We start from the raw sequence: 20,992 nt of genomic DNA, 5'->3' as shown, positions 1-20,992 counted from the left end.
GCACCAGAGATCAGCAGGCTAAGTGGCACGACGAATATCCCACCGAGAGAAGGATGGGTACGTCGCGCCGCTTGGCCTCTTGCATCGCCTCCTCTCCCCATGGCCACCAGTCCACAGGATTGGAGGCGTGCTGGAGGAGATAGGGCGACTGCTCGTTGGCAAGTCGGTTCATGGCGCCATCGTCGCACGGTCCCCATCGCGACGGGGGATCATCCGGCCGGGCACGCTGACAATGCGTTCGGCGGGGTGTCCGGCAGAGCGGGCTGCCGCACGGCACGGTCAACCGGCTCGCGCCCCGGCGCCCGCGTACGGCTGCGGGCCGCGGGGACCGAACGCGACGGTGGCTCCGGCTGTCGACCCACCGATCGCGCCCCTGATTTCGGCTCCCTGGTTCACCGGGGGTGATCACCTTGAGCTGCGCAGCGCCCGCGACTGGTCGTACGACCGACTCGCACGCCCTGTCCGTCTCACACAACCGCGCCTCCACCGCGCTGACATGTTTCCCGGCAGTCGACACCGAGTCGACGGCCTTGGGCCGATCTCCGGCGCCGGGGACGCGTCTCTGCGACGATCGGGTCTCGTCGAACGAATGAAGGGCGGGCTGATGCCGAACTCAACCGTGGAGCTGTCGACCGGACGGGCCTCGTATCTGATCGGCGGTCGGCGCGTCCGGGTTTCGGACCTCGTGAACGCCGGCCTGCTCGCTGCGGGGACACGGCTCACGTTCCCGCGGAGGCGATCGGGGCAGGAGTACACCGGTTTCGTCACCGCGGACGGCAAGATCGAACTCCCCAACGGGCGGAAGTTTCGCACCCCCTCCAAGGCAGCGGCCGCGGCCACTGGACGAGGCCCCTATGACGGCTGGACCGCCTGGCAGTTGCCCGACGGCACACTGCTGGACGCCCTGCGCCAGGAGTTGCTCGACGCGGCTGCCGAACCGTTGTCCGGTGAAGCGGTGCCGGACGACAGTTCGGCGGCCAGGCACGCCTGGCTGAAGGACGCCCGAAGGCAGGCTGACGCCTCGGCACCTATCACACTCACCGTCCGCAACCTCCTGGCGTGGTGGGGCGTCTCCCGACGCGGCTATCTGGTCAGCGAGCAAGTGGCGACGGAGTTGGCGAACCACGGGCTGTCCACTGTGCCGGACTTCGCGGCGGTCGGCCTCGACGACCAGATCACCCTGACCGGGCCACCTGTGAACACCGAGGACGATCAGGAGACAGCGACCGGGGACGAGCTGTTGTCAGGACGGCTGATGGTCGGAGTGACGTCCGGTGAGCCAGAGGAGACGCGGCCAGAAAGCGCTCCCCTGGCCGCCGTCCCACCGCCCACCCCCTCTGTTGACAAGAAGAGCGAGGACGAGGACGAACCCATACAGGGGCAGACGGTCGGTAACCTGCGCTCCGCCCTGGGAGGAGTGACATCCGTGAAGTCCTCGGCCAGCTTCGAGGAGGCGTTCACCAAGATGCGGCTCAACGGGTACTCGCAGCTTCCGGTACTGAACGGGACGCGCAGTCTCCAGGGTGCCGTCACCTGGGAATCCATGGCGCTGGCCCGCTATACGGACGCCGGAGCGCCCTTCGCCCGAGCCGTGGTCAGAGCGCACGCCGTCAGCTACGCGGATCATCTGATCGACGTCCTGCCGCATCTCGAACAGTTCGGCTTCGTCCTGGTCAAGAACCAGACGAACGAGATCGCCGGCATCGTCACCATCGCCGATGTGGCCGTGGAGTACGGGGCCACGGCCAGGCCGTTCTTGCTCATCGGCGACCTGGACCGGCAGCTGCGCCGGATCATCTCGGAAGGGCTCGACCTGGCGGACGTGATCGCGTTGTGCGACGCGGACGGACGCCGCGGGCTCACGTCGTTCGGCCACTTGTCCTTCGGCGACTACCAGCGCGTGTTGAGCAATCAGGAGCAGTGGGACAAGCTCGGTTGGCCGCTGGACCGCAAGTCCTTCACGGACTGCCTGAACGAACTGCGTGAGGTCCGCAACGAACTCATGCACTTCAACGACAAGGACAAGGCCGGCGACGCGGCCATCCCGAAGTTGCGCAACATGATCGAGTTGCTCCGCGAACACGGGGGGTGAGGGCGGCAGCCCCACACGGCCGGCCGGACACCTCCCGGTTCGCGGAGCCCGGACGTGCGAGCCGCCGATGGCGTCGGACGTGCCGGCGGACCGGCTCTGCGGAGTTGCGCGAGAAGGACCTCGTGCGGGCGCGACCGCCCCCGGCCTCGTCAGGTCCCGCAAACCTCGCCGGCACCTCATCCCGTCGCGGCCGATTGTCTCGGTTGGCACGCCTGCCCGCGTCACGCCCGTCCGCGCGGCGCGGATGAGCCCCCGCCGAGCCGCATGGCCCCCAAGCCTCCGCGCCGGGATCATCCTGGAACGAGACGTCACCGAGGCGGAGGGCGAGCCCCCGCCACAGACCGCCCAGCCGCGAGCCGATATGGAACGTTCATCCGTATTCGGGTTCGGATTCCCGAACCCGAATACGGGTGAACGACCCATAGTGCCAGAGGACACGCTCTTCGTAACGTACGCGACATGCATCCCAGGACCCCCCGTCGGCACATCCTGTTCCGCGCTCTCGTACTCGCCCTCGCCGCCACTGTCTTCCCCGCCATGACCTGCGGTACGGGGCCGCCCGGGAACGCCGAACCTGCGCGCCCCTCGCTGCGGGGGCTGTGGCGGAGCAGCGGATACGGCACCGTCGTCTCGGTCAGCGGACGCCACCTCCGCACGTACGAGACGACACGCGTCAGTTGCCTGCCCGGCGGCCTGGAAGCCGAGCAGAGCGGCTCATCCCGGGCTGGCGGTGCCGTGGACTACACGCCGGCTGCCAAGGCGGACGCCGGTCCCATCACCCTCACTCCGTACACCGACGACGACTCCGCTGTCATCAGGCTCCGCTTCGCGGACAACGCGGGGTTCCGCACGTTGCACCGCGTCCACGAGCTCCCCGAGAGGTGCGCTCAAAGAGCGTCCGCAGACCCTCGTTCCGTTTTCGACACCTTCTGGCAGACGTACGCGGAGAACTATCCCTCCTTCACAGCCAAGGGCATCGACTGGGCCGCGGTACGTGACCACTACCGTCCCACCGTCACCGCCGACACCACCAATGCCGAACTGTTCGGTGTCCTCAAGGACATGATCGAGCCGCTGCACGACGCCCACACCGCCGTCGTCGCGGGCGCAGACCAGCACTTCACGGGCCACCAGCCGGACACGAAGGTGCCCACGCCCGACACCGTCACGAGGATCGAGAAGGCGACGACCGCAAGTGTGGGCACGCCGCAACAACGTTGGGGGCGGGGCGCCATCGGATACGCCGACCTGCCCAACCGCCTCGGCTACCTGCGTATCATCCGCTTCTCCGGCTTCACCGAGAACGGCGACTACGCGAGGGACCAGGCCGCACTCGACAAGGCCCTCGACGCCGTATTCACCGAAGCGCGCACCCGTGGCCCCCGGGCGCTGCGCGCACTCGTCATCGATCTCCGTTTCAACGGCGGCGGATCCGACTCCCTCGGGCTGCGCGTCGCCTCCCGGCTCACCGCCCACCCGTACACCGCCTACACGAAGCAAGCCCGCGACAACACCGAGGGGGCGCAATCGTTCACCTCACCCCAACCGATCAGGGTAAGCCCGCAGCCGGGCGGCCCGGTCTACACCGGCCCGCTCGCCGTGCTCACCGGCCGCCTGACCGTCAGCGCGGGAGAGACCTTCACTCAGGCCCTCATGGACCGCGCCCCGGCCCCTGTCCGTATTGGTGAGAACACCCAAGGAGCCCTCTCCGACACCATGGACCGTGTCCTGCCCAATGGCTGGTCCTTCACCCTGCCCAACGAGAGGTACCTCGCACCGGACGGTGCGGATTTCGAAGGGACCGGTATTGCGCCCACCGTCCGCGTACCCGTTTTCACCGATGCCGACTTCGCGGCCGGCCGCGACAGCGCACTCGCCCGAGCACGCGAGCTTCTCGACTGAGCCAGGTGAGGTGGGCGCGCGTGTCTGTGCACCGCAGGTTTCGCCTGTCCGGCACCCTTCAGCCGGGGTGAGGATCGCTGACGCCTTGCGGACAGCACCCGGCCCGGTCCTTGCCGCGGCGAGCGGAGCCGGGTGCGGACGCACGCGCCTTGTGCCGGCGCCTACTCGGGAGCGGGCACCATGTCCTCCAGGCTGTGCAAGACCAGGCCGGAGGCCGGTTTCGGGCCGAAGGAGGTCGACTTCCGCGGCATCGTGACGCCTCGGCGCGCCAGGTCGTGCACTACTTCCTCGCGTACCGGATGCATCAGCACGGCCGTCGCGTCACGCATCTCGGCCTGGGCCACCGCCGCCTCCGCGTCATGGACGTACCCGATGGAGTCGGCGGCATCCGGGATGCGCCACACCTGGGCCAGCAGGGTCTCGTGCAGTACCGCGGCGTCCAGGGCACGCCAGTCCGCCGGACGATCCGGTCGCACCGTACGGGCGAGAAGTGCTGGGTCCGGGCTGTCGAGGAGGTGATAGGAACCATCGCCCGCGAGAAGGAAGGCGTTACCGGTGGAGGCGGCTTCCTCCAGGGCTGTCATGGCCTGCGAAAGCGACGTGTCCAGGTGTCTGACGCGGAAGGAGCCCCCTACCGCGGCCAGCGCCTCGGAGACGGGAAGCCGATGGAGGAGCCGGTGGATCGCGTTGACCTGAAGGGGGTACAGCGCCGTGTCCACGAGGAGAACGAGACCGTAGTCCCAAGGGCTGGGGGCGGCGGCCTGCTCCTGCTGCAGACGTAGGTACGTGGCCCATCGGTGGTGGCCGTCGGCGATGAGAGCCTGGTGACCGGCGAGGTGATCGGCCACCTCACCGACGTCGGCCGGGTCGGTTATCGACCACAGGCGATGGTGGAAGCCGTCCTCCGTGGTGGTGACCGACAGGGGAGGGCGGGCTGTCGCTCGCTCGACCACGGACGTGGCTCCAGTCGGTTCGACCGTGCCCCGGTAGCTGAGCAGCAGGGGTTCGAGATGGGCCGCGGTGGCCCGCACGAGAGCCGCCCGTTCCTCCAGGGCGTACGCGATGACGTCCTCGTGGGGAAGGACGATTCCCTCCTCGGGCGGAGAGAGCGCCAGGGCGCCGATGACGCCGCGTTGCACAAGGTCGCCGCGCGACTGTTCGTACACGTACAGGGCCGGTTCGGCGTCGGAGGCGAGGATGCCTTCGGCAACCCACGCACGCAGCGTCCCTGACGCCTGTCGTCGGCGGCCCTCGGCCGTGTCCGCCTGCGGAAGTATCAGGCGGACGATGTTGTAGGGGTGCGTGGGCGCCTGCCCCACACGGCGGACCACGCCGTCGAGCGGGGACGAGACCACCGCTTCCAGGCCGCCGACCTCTTCCGGCACATAGCGCACTCCACGCAGCGGGAGCAGCCTCAGACCGCGGGTCTCTGCCGGTGGTGCGGGGTCGTCCTTTCCGGGAAGGAGATCGAGCATGGTCGTTCACCTGTCACCGAGGAAGGCAGCGGGCGGGCGGCGGGACCGCCTCGTCTGCTCGAAGGCGTGTGCCAGGCGAAACAGAACCGGTTCACTGAACGCCCTACCGGCGAAGGTGACACCGACCGGCAAGCCCTCCGTCCAGCCCGCCGGCACACTGATGGCCGGGTAGCCGGCCACTCCGGGCACGAGCGCGGCTCCTTGCGGCTCGGGATCGCCCTCGACGGCGTCGATCAGCCACGGTGGCGGGCAGGTGGGCATGACCAGCGCATCGAGCCGGTACTCGTTCATGACGGCGTCCATGCCTTCCGCCTGCGCTTTTCTCCGCATAGTGGCCAATGCGTCACGGTAACCCGGGTCGTTCAGGTCGGGGGTGTGCGCGGCCAGCATCTCCAGGACGTCCTGCTCGTACAGCTCCAGCTCGACCGCGGCGTTCTCCCGGTTGGCCTCCACCAGGGCGGCGATGGTGCGCGGGTGGCTGCCGGGCGTTCGGGCAAGGTAGTGCCCCAGGCCGTGGGCCGTCTCGTTCACCACGACGCGGCCGAAGGCCGGATGGGTGGTGAACTCGTCAGCCCCCGGGATCTCCGTCCCCTCGACGACGACCGCGCCAAGCCGGCTCAGGACCTCCAGAGCGGACTCGGCGACCGCGTCGGCCGCTTCGCTGTAACCGAAGAACATCTTGCGAGGCACACCTAGGCGCACACCACGCAGGTCCGTGGCGCCGAGGAAGCTCCGGTAGTCGAGCAGGGGCACACCGGCCGTCGCCTCGTCCAGCGGGTCGGGGCCGGCGATCACGGAGAGGACTTCCGCGGCGTCCGCGACCGAACGCGCCAGGGGTCCGACCGAGTCGAAGCTGGGGATACCGGGAATCATGCCCGCCCGGCTGGTGAGTCCCGTGGTCGGCTTGACCCCGACAAGACAGTTCGCGGCCGCGGGCCCCAGGATCGAACCGACCGTCTCAGTGCCGAGCGCCACCGCGCACAGGTTCGCCGAGGCGGCTACCGCCGAGCCCGAACTCGACCCGTGTGGCGACCGCGAGGGGTCGTACGGATTGCGCGTCTGGCCACCCCGGGCACTCCAGCCCGCGGGTCCGAGAATCCACGACGTCTTGTTCGCCTTGCCGAGCAGCACGGCTCCGGCGGCTCGCAACCGGGCCACGGCGGTGGCGTCGCGGACCGGTCGGGACCCGAGCATGACCGTCGAGCCGCTCGTCGTGTGCATGCGATCGGCAGTGTCCAAGTTGTCCTTGAGCAGGACGGGGATGCCGTGCAACGGGCCGCGGGCCGGGCCGGCGTCCAGCCGGGCGGCCTCTGCCTCGGCGTCCGGATTGACTTCGATGACCGCGCACAGTTCGTCGTTGAAGCGTTTGATGCGGTCCAGGTACCAGCGGGTCAGTTCGAGGGCGCTGAGGCTCCCGTCGGCGAGAGCCTTCCGCAGTCCAGCCACTGTCGCCTCGGTCGGTTCAAACACGGGACACCGCCCGCAGCGAGGAGATCTCCCGCAGCAGTGCCGCCTCGTGGTCGGCCAGGTAGAAGTGGCCACCGGGGAATCGGTGCGCCTCGAAGGGGCCCGTGGTGACCTCGGCCCAGGCGTCGACGTCGTGCGCCCGGGTATCAGCGTCATCCTCGCCGTAGCACGCGTGCACCGGGCAGCCGAGCAGGTTCGGACTGCCCGCGCGGTAGGTCCGGACAAGCGTGAAGTCCGCCCGGAGCGGGGGCAGGACCAGATCGCGCAGCTCAGGGTCCTCGAAAAGCTGGGCGTCGTACCCGCCAAGCCGTTTGACCTCCTCGACGAGTGCTTCGTCGCTGAGCTCGCCGGTTCCGTCGCCTCGGCGGGCTGAACCGGGGCGGGCTGAGTTCCTTCGTGAAGGCGGCACCTGGCCCGAGACGATCAACGCGTGCACGGGTGTCCGCTGCGCCACCTCGTACGCGATCCACGCGCCCATGCTGTGCCCGAACAGGACGAGCGGCCGGTCGAGGAGTGGCGCGAGCGCCTCCGTGACCGCCTCGGCCATCGGCTCCATCCGGTCGAGACAGGGCTCGGTCACACGGTCCTGCCGCCCTGGATAGCGCACCACGACCACCTCGACATCGGAGGGCAGCGCGGCGGGCCACGTACGGAAGGCGCTCGGGCCCCCGCCGGCGTGCGCGAAGCAGACCAGGCGGACCCGGGGCCGCTCTACCGGTCGGTATCTCCGCAACCAGGTGCTGGTCTGTTGAGCGGCGATCATGATACGCCTCCGAATAAGAGTTCGAGTGGGGGTGCGGCACGGCCTCGGCGCTTCCCGCCGCTCATGGGCACCGACACCGCAGACCACCGCGGATACCAGCCTCGCGGGCTCGACGAGAGGCGGTCAGTCGACCCTATGGAGGGCCGGTATCGCGCTGCTATCAGCCGGGTACTTCACGTGGAAAAGGGAGGCCGCCAGAACTCGGTCGCACGCCGCCTTGCGAATGGGGGCGGCCACCTCCATATGGGCGGTCCGCTCCGCGTGCAGGGCGTGCAGCGTGGGCAGGCGATACCGGAACCAGCCGTCCGGGCCGGTGTCGGCCACTTCGAGCAACGTGGCGTCGACCAGTTCCTCGAGCAGTCGCTGTGCGACCATCGCGCTGACTTCGAGGAGGGCCTCGGCCTCCCAGACCGCGATGCACTCGCCGTTGACGAGACCGAGCCTGGCGTACAAGCCCGCAGCCGCGGGCGACAGCGTCCGATACACGCTGTCCAGGACCTGCCGGAGAACGGGGGCGCCCGTACTGAGCTCGTCCAACCGGTGCCGGCGATCGCAGAGCCGGGTCAGCAGATGGGGAAAACGCCAGTGAGGCTTGGCGACGAGGCGCGCGGCAGCCGCGGACAGGGCGAGCGGCAGGTAGTCGCACAACGAGGCGAGGCTGTGCGCGGCGGCCCTGTCTTCCTCGACTCGTCCGTCCGCCACGAGAGAGCCGAGCAACGTCACGGCGTCCGCCGGGGTCAGTTCCGGGACCCTCAGCCGCACCTGTGCCGAGGTCGCGAGTACGCGTCGGCTCGTCAGCAGGACGCAGCACCGCCCCGCCTTGGGAACGAGATCGTGGGCGACGCTGTCGTCGGGGACCCCGTCAAGGATCACCAGGAGCCGCAGTTGCCCGACCTGCCGATGGAACTCCCTCAGCCGGTCCTGGTAGTCGCGGGGTATCTCGTGATCCGACATGCCGAGGGCTCGCAGAAGTGCGGCAGGGGCGTCGGCGGTGCCGGTCCGTTCGAAGTCGACATAGAGCCGGCCATCGGGGAACGCGTGGGTCGCTCTGCGCGCCCAGTGCAGTACCAGTGCGGTCTTGCCGATTCCGGGGCGGCCCACCACCAGGCCCACGGACGATATGCCTTCGCGGGCCCGGCGAAGCAGCGCGTCGAGAGACTGGATCTCCCTCTCTCGTCCGATGAACTGCACCGCACCCAAGGGAAGTTGAGGCGAATCGACGCCAGTGTTCAGCGGGCCCACCACATCCGTGGGCGGCATCAGGTCGGAGGCTTCCCGCAGGATGGCCGTGTGCAGGTCCTGAAGGACCCGGCCGGGTTCGAGGCCGATCTCCTCACGGAAGACCCGCTGCGCCTGACGGAAGAGGGCGAGAGCCTCGGACCGGTGGCCCAGGCGGTAGTGGGCCAGCATGAGCGCGGCTCGCGCCTGCTCCCACAACGGCCGGTCGTGCACGAGGGCCGTCAGCTCGGAGATGACCTCCCGGTGCCGGCCGAGCTGCAGTTGCAGGGTCGCGTACTGTTCGTATGCGGTGAGCCTCCGGTGATCCAGGAGCTCCGCCTCCGTCTCCAGGACGGGGCTGGACATGTCGGTCAGCACCGGGCCTCGCCACAGCCCGAGCGCCTGTCCGAGCCGATCGGCGGCGGCGCTGACGTCTCCTTGGCGTGCGAGGGTCTGCGCGGAGTCCACCCCGGCCGCGAACTCCATCGAGTCGATGTGGTGTCCGGCCGAGTGCAACAGGTATCCGGGCGCGGAGGTGGCGATCAGTTCGCCGGCGTACCCAGCGGTCCGGAACGCCTTGCGCAGGCTGGCGACGCAAATGGCGATCTGGGTACGGCACGTGGTCGGCGGCCGCCCGTTCCAGACGGCTTCGACCAGCTGGTCGATCGACACGACCCGGTCCGGCGCAAGGAGCAACATCGCCAGCACGACTCTCTGTCGGGGCCCACCGATCTCCACCTTGCGCGCCCCCACCCACGCCTCCAGCGGGCCGAGGACCTGAAATGAGATATTCGGCGCGGCTCGCCCGGCGCTTCCCTGTCGTGCCCGGTCACCCGCGGGCGTTCCCTCCGCTTCGGACAGTGTCGCCAATGAAGCTGCAGCCGCATGATGCATTCCTTAAGTCCCCGTTACTTAAGTCACCGTTAATTACTGTGCGCCAGAATCTCGGGCCCATCCTGTTCAGGCTCGGTCAGGTCACATACCTTCACAGACCAAAGGGGCTGTCCGGCCCGTTCGGCAGCCATACCGCAGCCCCCTCCGGTCGCGTCAGCCCCGTACCTCGTGCAGTTTCCGCCAGACGAAACCCTAACGCTTCACCTATTGCACGTGAAGGACGAGGCGGTGAGGCCGCTAAGCGCGCCTATTGGGTTCGCACACCCCGCATGAGCCACCCTGGGCTCTTGCCGTCTAGAGAAACGGCTTCCGACGTGGAGGCTATTCCCAGTCTCCATAATTTGTCTCCACCGGTCAACCCGACCGCAAAAAGAGCTGCTGAACCGCCCTGACCGCGATATCCCGCCCCCTCCGCTCCATTGCACCCCTCTGCGGTGCACGGCTCCCCCGGTACTGTGCGTTTACTTTCAGAACCGCTCACCGCGATGACCGTTGCGACTGCCACCCACTCCGCGTACCGGAAACAGAATAGACGGTTCCGGTTATGGGGACACTCGCCTGCGCGTGCCCCCACCACGAAACTTGATCACACAAGCCCTGCCCGGACAAGACCTTTCACCCCGCCGGCCGCCTTCTGCGCTCTACCCGAAACCCGACCAAGGGGAAATCAGGCACGATATCCCCTGACCCTCTCCGGCAGGCTTCTCAGCGTTATGCAAGAGTGAAGAAGACCATAGGGTTGTGGCGACTCTCGCGAACGGGAGCGTCAAGATGCAGCTTTTTTTTCGTCGTGCCGAGATGCTCGATGACTTCGGGAGCCTTCGCGGCCGAGGGGGTGAAGAAGCCGATGCCTCGCCTGGCAAGCCACTTCACGAGAACCGAACCCTCACTGATTGGCTTTGGCCGGCGGCCATGGAATACGTCGTGCACACTGACCGGGGTTCCGGGGCGAACCACCGGGAATAGGTTGTCCACGTACCAGCGACCAAATCGAGCACCGTGGTCGGCGTCGATGAAGAGGTAGTCCGCGTTGCGGACAGTATCTCCGAGCGTCTCCCGAACGTCCCCCTTGGTGAATGTCCAGCGGTTGGCAGACAGGTCAGCCGGGACGTTGCTCACCACGTTGTCGACGATGTCGAACGAATACAGGCGACCCCCACCGTTGTCTCGCAGCGCACTGAGAATCCACATGGTGGACCAACCGTAGAACGTGCCGATCTCGACCACCGTCTCGGGCCGGTACTCGCGCAGCAGCAAGTAAGTGATCTCCGCCTCGAAGTCGTCGAGTTGCGCCTTCATGGACTTGCCCCGCCGCCGAAGGAATTCCCGCTGCCGGTCCCTTACGGCACGCAGATCCTCCTGGTACTTCACATAGAGTTCCGACACCGCTTCCACGGTGAGGTCTTGAAGAGAGTGCACCGCACCACGCGCGGGAGTCACCTCAGTACCGCTTTCCACCGAGCCCCGAATGTTGTCCGAGATGGCCATCAAATTCCTCCTGCTGCATGTTGAGTCAAAATACATTTCAGAAATACCGAAAACCATAGGCCAGTACGGCATTATTCGATTATTGGCCGATTATCGGAGCCGCCGGGCGGATTCTTCCACGCCTTTGAAAGCCAGCCAGAAGAGAGCGAGTACGCATGCGAAGGCAGGGATCCAGCCGAGTCGGAAAGCCACCCAGTGCGGGTCTTCCGGGGCCGTGTGGAGTCCAGGCCAGCGCCGCCCGAACCCGAGCGAGATCACGGTGGTGGCGAGCATGGACGTCTGATGCCAGAGGAAGATCGTCATGGCCGAGAGGTTCGACAACGCCACGGCCGCCCAGCAGAACTGCCCCGCGGTGGCACGTGCCCCTTCAGCATCGGATGTGCCGGCCGGGGGTGAGGTGACCGGCTCTTTCGGTTGTCCGGTGAGCCGGCGGAGCGAGCCGCACAACAGCAGGCCGAGACCGCACTGGGCCAGGCCGAAGCAGACAGCCGCGAGACTCGGCGGGTTGAGGTTGGAAAGGGCGGCCCCGGGGACGCCGACCATGCTCGCCGGATAATCACACCAGAGCACTAAGCTGGCCAGACCAGCCACACCACCGACGAGCAGGCCGACTGCGTGTGCGCGACGGGCGAGGCCACCGGTTGCCCAGAACACTCCGAGGGCGTAGGGCACCAGCCAGCCGGTGAAGACGTTCAGCCATCGGAGCGTACCGACCCACTCCAGGTCGCCGGCTGACACGCGGACCAGATCCGTGGACACGACCAGGGCGAAGGCCACCACCACCAGCCGGCCCGCTCCACACCGCCTGATCATCGGAGTGGCCGCTGTGACCACCGCGTAGACGCAGAGAAACCAGAGCGGGGACACCGCAAGCCGCAGCAAGGTGCGGATCGTCTCGAAGGCAACACCTTCCACGCCCAGCCCGATCAGCACCAACACCCACACGCTCAGCAGGGCCAAGGTGGGACGCACCAGCTGACGTAACCGCTGGGCCAACCAGATTCGGTAGTGGGCTCCGGCCGCTGCCGCGGAGGTGTAACTCTGGGATCCGACTCTGCCGCCGACGAAGAAGAACAGAGAGAGCGGCTGCAACAACCACGTCACCGGAGTGAGCGCCGGCATGTGGTGCAGTGGGCTGTCGCCTCCCAGATGGCCACCAGCCCGGAGCACCACCGCACTCACGAGCCAATGGCCGAGCACCACGCCGAAGATGGAATAGGCGCGCAGGACATCGACCGCACGGTCCCGGGAGGGCGGGGTCGCCACGTCGATACGCAGCACCGCTCGGTGCAGCCGCTCCACCGGCGTCAGCCGGACGGGCTGTTCCGGTACCGGCTCGTCCCGGCCCAGGGGAGGGAGAGGCTCGGTCTCCGTACTGACCCGTACATCAGCCATGGGACACCTGCCGGCCTCGGTCCAAGCCGATCAGCGCGATGTTCCGGAGCGCGAGGCCGCCAGGACGCAGGTAGTCGCCGTGGCGGCTGTCACCGGCGGGGAGCGGTCGAGCGCCGAACCCCACGGACGCCGGATCCGGACCGAACCCCACTCTCTCGCCGAGGAAGCCGTACTGAGCGTGCGGCACGTTCGAGATCCAGTCCCTGCTGCCCTGGCCCACCCAGACCGGGAAGCTCGCGCCCAGGTCAGCGGCCGAGTCGACGCCCATCCCCGGACTACCGAAGACTGCCAGGCCCGTCAGCGTGGACTGGGCGGACCGATCCATTCCGCGCACCGCGTCCCCGCACACCACCGACCCGTACGAATGGCACAGCAGAGCCACGGAGGCACGGGGGTTGATTCGCCGCAGCCGGTGGATCTGGCGGCGGAGCAGTCGCCCGCCCTCCTCCGCCCTGTCCTGAGTCAGGGTGTCGCGGCTCTTGGTTCGCGGCGCCCGATAGCCGTACCACCCGATGACGGCGACCCGCGTTGCCGGGGCGGCGGCTCGCATCTGCGCGTACAGCGCCCGGCTTCCGCCGGCTACCGAGCCGTGCCGGGAGCCGAGGTGGTCGAAGGTGTCGACCGTGGTGTCCGAGCCCGGAACCAGGAGGGCGATCCGCTGGGCCTTCGCCAGGTCTCCGAGCACCTCCACCGCCCGGCCGTCGCCGTCGGCCGAGACCTCCAGGAAGTCGCGGTCGGGAGAGGCGAGAGCGGCCAGTACCCGGGCGCGCTCACCGTCCCCCATCCGGCCTGCCGCTTCGGCTACGCGGGTGAGGTAGCTTCGGTTCTCACCGTAGAGTTCGGGCAGGTCCTCCGCTGTGAGGGCCACGTTCCGGGGCACGGCCGGCAGGCCGGTCACAGTGTTCGCGGCGGCGGCCGTGACGGACGCGATGATGCATCCGGCCACGGTGGCTATCAGCACTCCGAGTCTGATCCGCGCAGCGCGCATGGACAGCTCTCCTTCCTCCGGGCATGGGTCGGCGCGAGACGTCGGACCGTGGGCGTCGGGAACGACGAGGTGGTGGGGCGGGGCGGGCCCGCGGGAGAGGTGAGCGGCCCGTTGTGAGCGGAAGTTCAGATCCGGACGGGCATCTCAAGCACGACGGTGGTCGTACCCGTTGGCGGGCTGTGGACGCTGAGGGTGCCGTCGACCGCGGTCAGCCGTTCTCTGAGACCCGACAGGCCACTGCCCGCACCGATCCGGGCTCCGCCGCTGCCGTCGTCCTTGACCTGGATCCGCAGCACTTTCCCGACGACGCACGCGTCCACCGATGCCTTCGTCGCCCCGCTGTGTTTGGAGATGTTGGTGAGCAGTTCGGCGACACAGAAGTACGCCACCCGCTCGATCACCGGATCCGGTCGCTGCGACGTCTCCACGGTGAGAGCCACTGGTACTGCGGCCTGTCCCGTCAGCTGGGGCAGGGCGTGGACGAGTCCCCGGTCGAGCGCGGCGGGGCTTATCCCGTCGATGAGACGTCTCAGTTCCGCGATAGCCGTGTCGGTCTGCGTGCGGGCCCGCGCGATGAGGGTACCGGTGCGTCCGGTGGCCGACTCGCTGTCCAGGGTGTCGGTGGCCAACGACAGCGTCATGGCGATCGCGACCAACTGTGCCTGCGTGCCGTCGTGCAGATCTCGTTCGACCTGCCTCAGGTCACGGGTGCCCTCGGTGAAGGCAACGGTGCGCGCCCGTTCCAGGGTCCGCACACGCAGTTGGGAGGCGCTGGGGCCAAGCAGCGCCCGGCCCAGCTGCCGGTGCAGCCTCATCATCGTGCCGGCCGCCACCGGGGCGAGGGCCAGGACGATCAACCCGCCCAGGACCAACGTCACCGCCAGCCAGAGCTCCGGGCCTCCGATCACCGCCCAGACGATCGACCACACAGCGAAGGCAGGCAGGGCGGCCGTCACCACGAAGCCGATCAGGTCGAGGGGGAGCCGCAGCATCAGGTAGAGCATGCTGCGCCAGGCAGTCACATCGGCCAGACGGCTCCGGACCCAGCGCACCGCGCCGGGTGCCACCGCCAGGGGCGCGGGGGGATCGATGTCCTCGCCTATCAGGGTTCTCATCAGCCGGGCGTGAGCGCGGCCGAGGTGGCGCGCCCCCCACAGACCGGTCGCGAGTACCGGCAGCCCGATCACGGTCAGTGAGAGCAGTCCGCCGACGTAGAGGACCACAAGACAGTAGGCCATGCCGAGGAGGGAGAGCGGTACTCCGGTGACGGCGAAGAGGATCGCTCCCGGCCTCACCTTCCGTTGTCCGTGGCGGTCCTCGTCCGCGAGGCGGGGCGCGGTCACCGCGCGGCCACGGCGGTGACCGCCGGCTCCGAGGTGGCCCGCACACCGGTGAGCAGGATCGTCAGCACGGTCAGCGCCACGGGTCCCAGCACCACAGGTGCATACGTGTGGAACGCGATCACGGGAAGCAACTCACCTCTCGCCGCACTCGCGAACGCCATGCTCATGGGCGCGGCGGTCAGGATTCCGAGCACCGTTCCGGCCAGGGCGGTCAGTATCGCCTCCGTGCCCAGCATGCGCAGCAACTGCCGCCGGGTCGCACCGGTCAGGGCGAGCAGCGCGTACTCACGCCGCCGCGCCGTCGTCAGTGAGGCGAGGGTGTTCACCGTGGCCACGGCTCCGAAGCCGGCCAGCATGGCGAGTTCCACCCCGCGGAGCCAGATGTCGCTCTCGGCATAGGTGCCGGGCGGAGCGACTTCTTGAAGGGTGCCGCTGACCGAGGCGAACGTGGTCGAGAGGCCGACCAGCAGTGCGATGGGCACGACGGCGGAGGACAGGCGGTGGGCATGCCCGCGCAGGTTGTCGGCGGCGAGAGCACCCCCGGCGTCCCCTCCGTGGCTGCGGCCCATCAACCGGAAGGGCACACCGAGCAGCACGATGGACAGTCGTGCCAGCAAGGGACCGAGTAGTCCGACGGCGACAAGGAAGAGCAGCGATCCGAGCAGAGCCACCTGGGCGGACTTGTCGGCCGACTGCTCGGAGGTGAACACGACAAGGGGTACGGAACCCGCGATCACGAGCAGACCGGCAATGCCTCGGAGCCAGCCCGTCTTCGTCTGCTCGGCCGCCTGCGCGAGCACGGTGGCCGGCCGGCCGCGGACAGACCGGCGTGCGGCGATCTTCGCCGCGCCGACTCCGACCAGCAGTGTCACCGCCGTACCGGTCAACAGGGGCCAGGGGGACCACATCAGTGTCGCGTCCGCCGGGACGATGTCCCGGGCGGCAAGCTCCTTCAGGAACCAAGTGGCCCCCCACGACCCGAGCAACCAGGCCAGTGGTGAGACGAAGAGGGTCAGCCAGAGGACCTGGCACCTGATCAGGCGCCTGATCTGTGCGGGCGTCGCCCCACTCGTCCTCAGCAGAGCCATCTCCCGGCTCTGCCCACGCACGGAGAAGGAGAGCGTGTTGGTGACCGTGAACAGCGCCATCAGCATCGCGATCTCGCCGAACGCCCCGCCGATCATCCCGAGCCGCGAGCCTCCGCGGCCACCGATCGCCGTTGCGATGAGGGATCCGAACATGGTGATCACGGCGACGGCCATCAGGAGCGCCGTGGCGGGCCCGGTGAACAAGGAGGGCCTGGCCCGCAGCAGCCCAAAGGCGAGCCTCAGCATGCGAGCTCACTCAGCTTCTCGGAGATCTGCGCGGCGGACGGGCGTACCAGCTGATCGACCACGACTCCGTCGGCGAGGACGACCACGCGGTCCGCGAAACTCGCCGCGACCGGATCGTGTGTGACCATGACGCAGGTGCGGCCTTCGTTCTCGACCCCCTCACGCAGGAGCCACAGCACCTCGCGCCCGTTCGCACGGTCGAGCGCGCCGGTCGGTTCGTCGGCGAACAGAACGCGCGGCCGGGCGAACAACGCACGTGCCACGGCTACGCGTTGCTGCTGGCCACCAGAGAGACGGCCGGGGCGTTCCTTCCTCCGGTCGGCAAGGCCCACCCGGTCAAGACAGTCGGTGACCGCGTCCCAGTCCACGCGGTCGCCCGCCAGACGGGCGGTCAGGGCGACGTTCTGTTCAACCGTCATGGCCGGCATCAGGTTGTACGCCTGGAAGATGAAGGCCGCCTCTGCGCGCCGCAGCTGCGCCAGGCGACGTTCGGGCAGTTCATTGATGTCAGTGGTGCCCCAGCGGACTGTTCCGGAGGTCTGCCGGTCCATTCCCGCCACGCACTGCAGCAGAGTCGACTTTCCCGATCCCGACGGGCCCATCACCGCGGTGAAGGTGCCCGGGGCGAAGCCGATGTCCACCCCACGCAGAGCGTGCACCGCGGCACGGCCACGACCGTACGAGCGGTGCAGGTCCTCCACGTGAATTCCCAGACCGCGCTCCGCGGTGGGCCGGGCTTGGGCTCCAGTGCTCAGTGACATGCCTTCATTCTCGGCAACACGAATCCTGAGGGCCATCGTGTTACCTCCCGTCTACGGGGTTCGGATATCCGCCCCCCGCCGACGTCCGCGGCCGCGGTACTGGCCCGAGGTCAGGTCCTGGACTCCTGCAAGTACGCCACGACCGCCTTGACACGGCGGTTGTCCGCAGCGGTCGGAGGGAGATCGAACTTCGCGAAGATGGATGCCGCGTGTTTCTCGACCGCGCGTTCGGAGATGACGAGCAGTTCCGCGATGGAACGGTTCGAGTGGCCCTGGGCCATCAGGTCCAAGGCCACTCGTTCGCGCTCGGTCAGCCGGTCGAGAGGGCGGCTGACCGTGTTGAACATACGGCTGACGATCTCCGGGTCGAGAGCCACACCGCCGGCCGCGACCCTGCGCAACGCCTCGATGAAGTCGGCGGTGGCCGCGACACGCTCCTTGAGCAGGTAGCCGACACCCGACGCCTCGCCGGCGAGCAACCGGGCGGCCCAGGACGGCTCGGCGTGCTGGGAGAAGACGAGAACCCCCACCTCGGGGTGGTCCTTGCGGAGTTGGACGGCCGCGCGGATGCCCTCGTCCGTGTGGGTGGGCGGCATGCGGATGTCGACCACGGCGACGTCCGGGGCGTGCGTGGCCACCGCGGTCAGTAGTCCTTCCGCGTCGTCGACGGTCGCGAGGACTTCGCAGCCCCGGGTGGTCAGCAGTTCCACCATGCCCTCACGAAGAATGACCGAGTCCTCGGCGATGACTACCCGCACTGCGCGCTCCCTCGTCTACGGCCAACCCGGCGCTGCCGCCCACGATTTCATTGAATCAGCACGTACCCGTCCTCCGGACGCTGCCCCCGCGAGCGCCGGAGGGCGGTCAGCGCGAAGGTGCGTTGCAGCCAACGGTCCCGGCCGTCGTAGCGCGGGGTGAACGCGGTACGGCCGTGAGCGGTGACATGGTTGTCGACGATGACCAGATCGCCAGGCAGCAGTTCCGACATGGTCGACACCCGCTCGAACAGTGCGCCCAGTTCCGCGAGGGCGGCGGTTCCCGCCTCAGTGGTGGCCCGGGTGGCGGCGAAGTCGACGCGCAGATCCGGGTCGGTCCCTGATCCACCCAGCACCGGGTGGTGGACCGCGCCCTCACAACCGGCTCCGAACGACGGTGGTGCCTCGGTGATGAACTCGGGGAGGCGCAGCGTCTGCGCGGCTGCCGGGCTGAGCAGGTCGAGGACTTCGCGTACGCAAGCAGTACGCGTGCCCGCCACTCCCTCGTGGTCGGCGCGCAGACACAGCAGCATGACGTAGTCCGGCCGGTGTTCGTGGAACGCGTTCTCGGTGTGAAAGGACAGGAGGACCGATCCGGCGTTTCCCTGGAACTCCTCACGGCCCGGGACGGGCACGACGTCCTGTACCAGGGCTCCGGACTTCTCCTGGAGGTACGCGGCCGGGTCGCCGAGTCCGCAAGCCACCATGAGGAGGAGCGCGGCGGCGACGGAAGCCTCCCTCTGGACCGAGTCGGCGCTCGACGGGGTGTGCCGCGCTTCCTCGCCCACCGGAAGCCCGCGAATCAGCAGGCGTCCGCGGGGGCCGGAGTGCCGGCGGAATCGCCGAACCTCCTGGCGCAGCGGGACAGGGAGCGTCTCCCAGGCGTCCCGGGCGGCAGCCACGAACTCTGATGAGTCGATCCGGCCGTTCGCGGCGTGGAGTATCCCCCGCGCGACTGCCTCCACGGTGGCGGCCTCGCCGCCGAGTGTGAAGGCGGCACTGTCTCGGACACCGTTTTCCAGCAGCTCTGTCATCAGGCAACACCCGTGGTGGACATCAGCGGAACTTCCCCAAGTTTCTCGAACTCACCGGCGAGCGTCGCGCTGCCGTAGATCTCCTCGACCCAGCCCCTGTGATAGATCGAGTCCAGATATCTGTCGCCCATGTCAGGTGCGACGGCCACGGCGGTGACGTCTGTGCCCGGTGCGTGCTCGTCGAGCCAGCGCAGAGCGCCGCTAATCACCGTCCCCGTCGATCCGCCGAAGAGGAAGCCGCGGCGGGCCAGTCGGCGGCAGGCGCGTATGGTTTCCACCTCGCTCACGTGGACCACGTCGTCCACGTAGGACCGGTCGAGCAGCGGCGGGCGGACACCCGTACCGAGACCGGGTATCTGCCGCGGCAGAGACGGCCCGCCGAACGTCACCGAGCCGACGGCATCGATCGCGACGACCTTGACGTCAGGGCAATTCTCCTTGAAGTAGCGGGCACATCCCATGAGCGTGCCCGTGGTGCCCGCGCCGATGAAGGCCACTTCCAGGTCGGGGAAGCGCTCGGCGATCGCCGGCGCCGTCCCCCAGTAGTGGGCGAGCGCGTTGTTCGGGTTCGCGTACTGGTTGAGCCAGACATGACGGTCGTCCGATTCGCACAGCTCCTTCACCAGGCGCAGCCGCGCGCCGAGGAAGCCGCCTTCTGCCGCGGGTTCCGTCACGGTGTGGACCGTGCCGCCCATGGCCTCGATGAGTTGCTTCGTGGCCAGGTTGGCCCTGCTGTCCGTGACGCAGACGAAGCCGTACCCCTTGCTGGCGGCGAGAATACTCAGCGCGACGCCGAGGTTGCCCGACGACGACTCCACCAGAACCGAGCCGGGGTGCAGTACCCCGCCGTCCTCCGCCGCCTCGACCATCGCCCGAGCGGCCTTGAGTTTGATCGAACCCGCGAAGTTGAACCCTTCGCACTTCAGGTAGAGCCTGCGTCCGAAGGTCCGATGGAGGTCAACGAACAGGTCGTCCTCGTGGTAGTCCTGCGGCTCTGAGATGATTGGCACAGCTCTCTCCCGTTCCGGGCAGTCGCCCTAGCCGCCGTACCGGCTCAACTCGTGGAAAAAGTCCTCGACCAGATGGAGGTCACCACTGCGCGACACCTGGTCGTAGACGTGGGCACTGACCGCCAGGTCGAGCACGCCCAGGCCGAACGGCGAGAACACCACCGTGCGGTCCGTCGGCACCGTGACACGGCCCGTCATGACGTCGTAGAGGGTCCCGTCGAGGAAGTCCCTGTTGCCGGAGAGCTGTTCGGCCAGGTGCGGCGAGGTGTCCGCCTTCAGGCAGTGCTCGATGTCGTCGACGTAGTTGACCGAGTCGAGGATGATCTCCGGTGCCAGATCACGGAGCGAGACATGGAGCACGAGCGGGTGATGGGCGAACAGCCGCGGATCGGTGACGTGCGGGGCACCCGCGACCGTGGCGAAGACGATCAGGTCGCTGGCGCGGATCAGATCGTCCACGGAGTCGTACACGTTCACCCGGCCGTTCTCGCCTGAGCGATGCAGGTAGCCGGTGAACGCGGCAGCGTGATCGTCGTGCAGGTCGTGCACACCGACCTCGTCGAAACTCCACCCGGTGCCTGCCAGGTAGGTGTGCAGGTAGCGGGCGATCAGACCGGTACCGACGAAACCCACCCTGGTGGGCAGGGCCCGCCCGCGGGTCAGTCGATCGGCGGCCAGCGCGGCCGACGCGGCCGTTCTGCTCGCGCTGATGATCGAGCTCTCCAGGCAGGCGTACGGATAGCCGGTGCGCGGGTCGTTGAGGATCAGGACCGCGGAGGCACGCGGCAGTCCCTCACTCACGTTCTCCGGGAAACTGGAGATCCACTTGAGACCGTCCACGGCGTCGTCGCCGCCCAGCGAGGCCGGAAGAGCGATGATCCGGGCCGTGGGACGGTCGGGGAACCGGAGGAAGTAGGACGGCGGGTTGACCGTGTTCCCGGTGCCGTGCGCGATGTAGGCCGCTTCGATGATCTCTGTGACCAGCTTCTCCTGGCCGCTCAGCGCACGTTGCACCTGGCGACCGGAGATCACTGCGAAATCTGGGCTGTACTGGGTCATGTGGTCTCTCAAGC

General features: G+C 68.3%; 17 protein-coding genes. 2 read left to right on the top strand and 15 right to left on the bottom strand.

Annotated elements, in window-relative coordinates; genetic code table 11:
* Positions 1-10: 10 nt before the first annotated feature.
* A complete protein-coding gene (locus ACFYMP_RS26205) occupies positions 11-172 on the bottom strand; it encodes a DUF255 domain-containing protein (protein WP_388862083.1) in 162 nt (53 codons plus the stop codon).
* 432 nt (positions 173-604) lie between these two features.
* Here ACFYMP_RS26205 and ACFYMP_RS26200 point away from each other — a divergent pair, with 432 nt between their 5' ends.
* Together ACFYMP_RS26200 and ACFYMP_RS26195 are read left to right on the top strand one after the other, a co-directional pair.
* Positions 605-2,092 (top strand): CBS domain-containing protein, encoded by a 1,488-nt coding sequence (locus ACFYMP_RS26200; protein ID WP_388862081.1) that lies wholly within the window; start codon positions 605-607, stop codon positions 2,090-2,092.
* Between the two features lie 459 nt (positions 2,093-2,551).
* Positions 2,552-3,994: a S41 family peptidase gene (locus ACFYMP_RS26195; RefSeq protein WP_388862079.1), complete on the top strand. Its 1,443-nt coding sequence runs from the start codon at positions 2,552-2,554 to the stop codon at positions 3,992-3,994.
* Positions 3,995-4,155: 161 nt separating this feature from the next.
* Here the strand turns inward: ACFYMP_RS26195 and ACFYMP_RS26190 are convergent, their stop codons facing one another.
* The 14 genes from ACFYMP_RS26190 to sbnB all read right to left on the bottom strand — a co-directional run bounded on the left by ACFYMP_RS26190 (position 4,156) and on the right by sbnB (position 20,978).
* The gene (locus ACFYMP_RS26190; RefSeq protein WP_388862077.1) at positions 4,156-5,469 is read right to left on the bottom strand and encodes a DUF1015 family protein; all 1,314 of its coding nucleotides are present in this window, start codon (positions 5,467-5,469) and stop codon (positions 4,156-4,158) included.
* 6 nt (positions 5,470-5,475) lie between these two features.
* Positions 5,476-6,915, bottom strand: coding sequence for an amidase family protein (locus tag ACFYMP_RS26185; protein ID WP_388862075.1), 1,440 nt, complete (start codon positions 6,913-6,915; stop codon positions 5,476-5,478).
* Positions 6,916-6,931: 16 nt separating this feature from the next.
* A complete protein-coding gene (locus tag ACFYMP_RS26180) occupies positions 6,932-7,699 on the bottom strand; it encodes a thioesterase II family protein (RefSeq protein ID WP_388862073.1) in 768 nt (255 codons plus the stop codon).
* Positions 7,700-7,822: 123 nt separating this feature from the next.
* Positions 7,823-9,811: a BTAD domain-containing putative transcriptional regulator gene (locus ACFYMP_RS26175; RefSeq protein WP_388862071.1), complete on the bottom strand. Its 1,989-nt coding sequence runs from the start codon at positions 9,809-9,811 to the stop codon at positions 7,823-7,825.
* 711 nt (positions 9,812-10,522) lie between these two features.
* Positions 10,523-11,299: a class I SAM-dependent methyltransferase gene (locus tag ACFYMP_RS26170; RefSeq protein WP_388862069.1), complete on the bottom strand. Its 777-nt coding sequence runs from the start codon at positions 11,297-11,299 to the stop codon at positions 10,523-10,525.
* Positions 11,300-11,389: 90 nt separating this feature from the next.
* Entirely contained in the window at positions 11,390-12,694 is a 1,305-nt protein-coding gene (locus ACFYMP_RS26165) for an acyltransferase (protein WP_388862067.1), read from the bottom strand.
* On the bottom strand, positions 12,687-13,682 hold the full coding sequence (locus ACFYMP_RS26160) for an alpha/beta hydrolase (RefSeq protein ID WP_388862065.1): 996 nt from the start codon (positions 13,680-13,682) through the stop codon (positions 12,687-12,689). The genes ACFYMP_RS26165 and ACFYMP_RS26160 overlap by 8 nt, the downstream gene beginning before the upstream one ends.
* 125 nt (positions 13,683-13,807) lie before the next feature.
* Positions 13,808-14,977, bottom strand: coding sequence for a sensor histidine kinase (locus ACFYMP_RS26155; protein WP_388862063.1), 1,170 nt, complete (start codon positions 14,975-14,977; stop codon positions 13,808-13,810).
* A 44-nt stretch (positions 14,978-15,021) separates the two neighbouring features.
* Positions 15,022-16,359: an FtsX-like permease family protein gene (locus tag ACFYMP_RS26150; RefSeq protein WP_388862061.1), complete on the bottom strand. Its 1,338-nt coding sequence runs from the start codon at positions 16,357-16,359 to the stop codon at positions 15,022-15,024.
* Positions 16,353-17,156: an ABC transporter ATP-binding protein gene (locus tag ACFYMP_RS26145; RefSeq protein WP_388862059.1), complete on the bottom strand. Its 804-nt coding sequence runs from the start codon at positions 17,154-17,156 to the stop codon at positions 16,353-16,355. The genes ACFYMP_RS26150 and ACFYMP_RS26145 overlap by 7 nt, the downstream gene beginning before the upstream one ends.
* A 74-nt stretch (positions 17,157-17,230) precedes the next feature.
* The gene (locus tag ACFYMP_RS26140; protein WP_388862057.1) at positions 17,231-17,878 is read right to left on the bottom strand and encodes a response regulator; all 648 of its coding nucleotides are present in this window, start codon (positions 17,876-17,878) and stop codon (positions 17,231-17,233) included.
* Between the two features lie 47 nt (positions 17,879-17,925).
* Positions 17,926-18,909 carry a TauD/TfdA family dioxygenase gene (locus ACFYMP_RS26135; protein ID WP_388862055.1) on the bottom strand — a complete coding sequence of 328 codons (984 nt, stop codon included), beginning with the start codon at positions 18,907-18,909 and terminating at the stop codon, positions 17,926-17,928.
* A complete protein-coding gene (gene sbnA, locus ACFYMP_RS26130) occupies positions 18,909-19,919 on the bottom strand; it encodes a 2,3-diaminopropionate biosynthesis protein SbnA (RefSeq protein ID WP_388862053.1) in 1,011 nt (336 codons plus the stop codon). The genes ACFYMP_RS26135 and sbnA overlap by 1 nt, the downstream gene beginning before the upstream one ends.
* Before the next feature lie 27 nt (positions 19,920-19,946).
* Positions 19,947-20,978: a 2,3-diaminopropionate biosynthesis protein SbnB gene (sbnB, locus tag ACFYMP_RS26125; RefSeq protein WP_388862051.1), complete on the bottom strand. Its 1,032-nt coding sequence runs from the start codon at positions 20,976-20,978 to the stop codon at positions 19,947-19,949.
* Positions 20,979-20,992 lie beyond the last annotated feature (14 nt).

It is taken from the genome of Streptomyces sp. NPDC007088, assembly GCF_042869355.1.
Taxonomy (GTDB): Bacteria; Actinomycetota; Actinomycetes; order Streptomycetales; family Streptomycetaceae; genus Streptomyces.
Note: the sequence above shows the minus strand (reverse complement) of the source record. Positions and strands in the feature narration are given on the sequence as shown.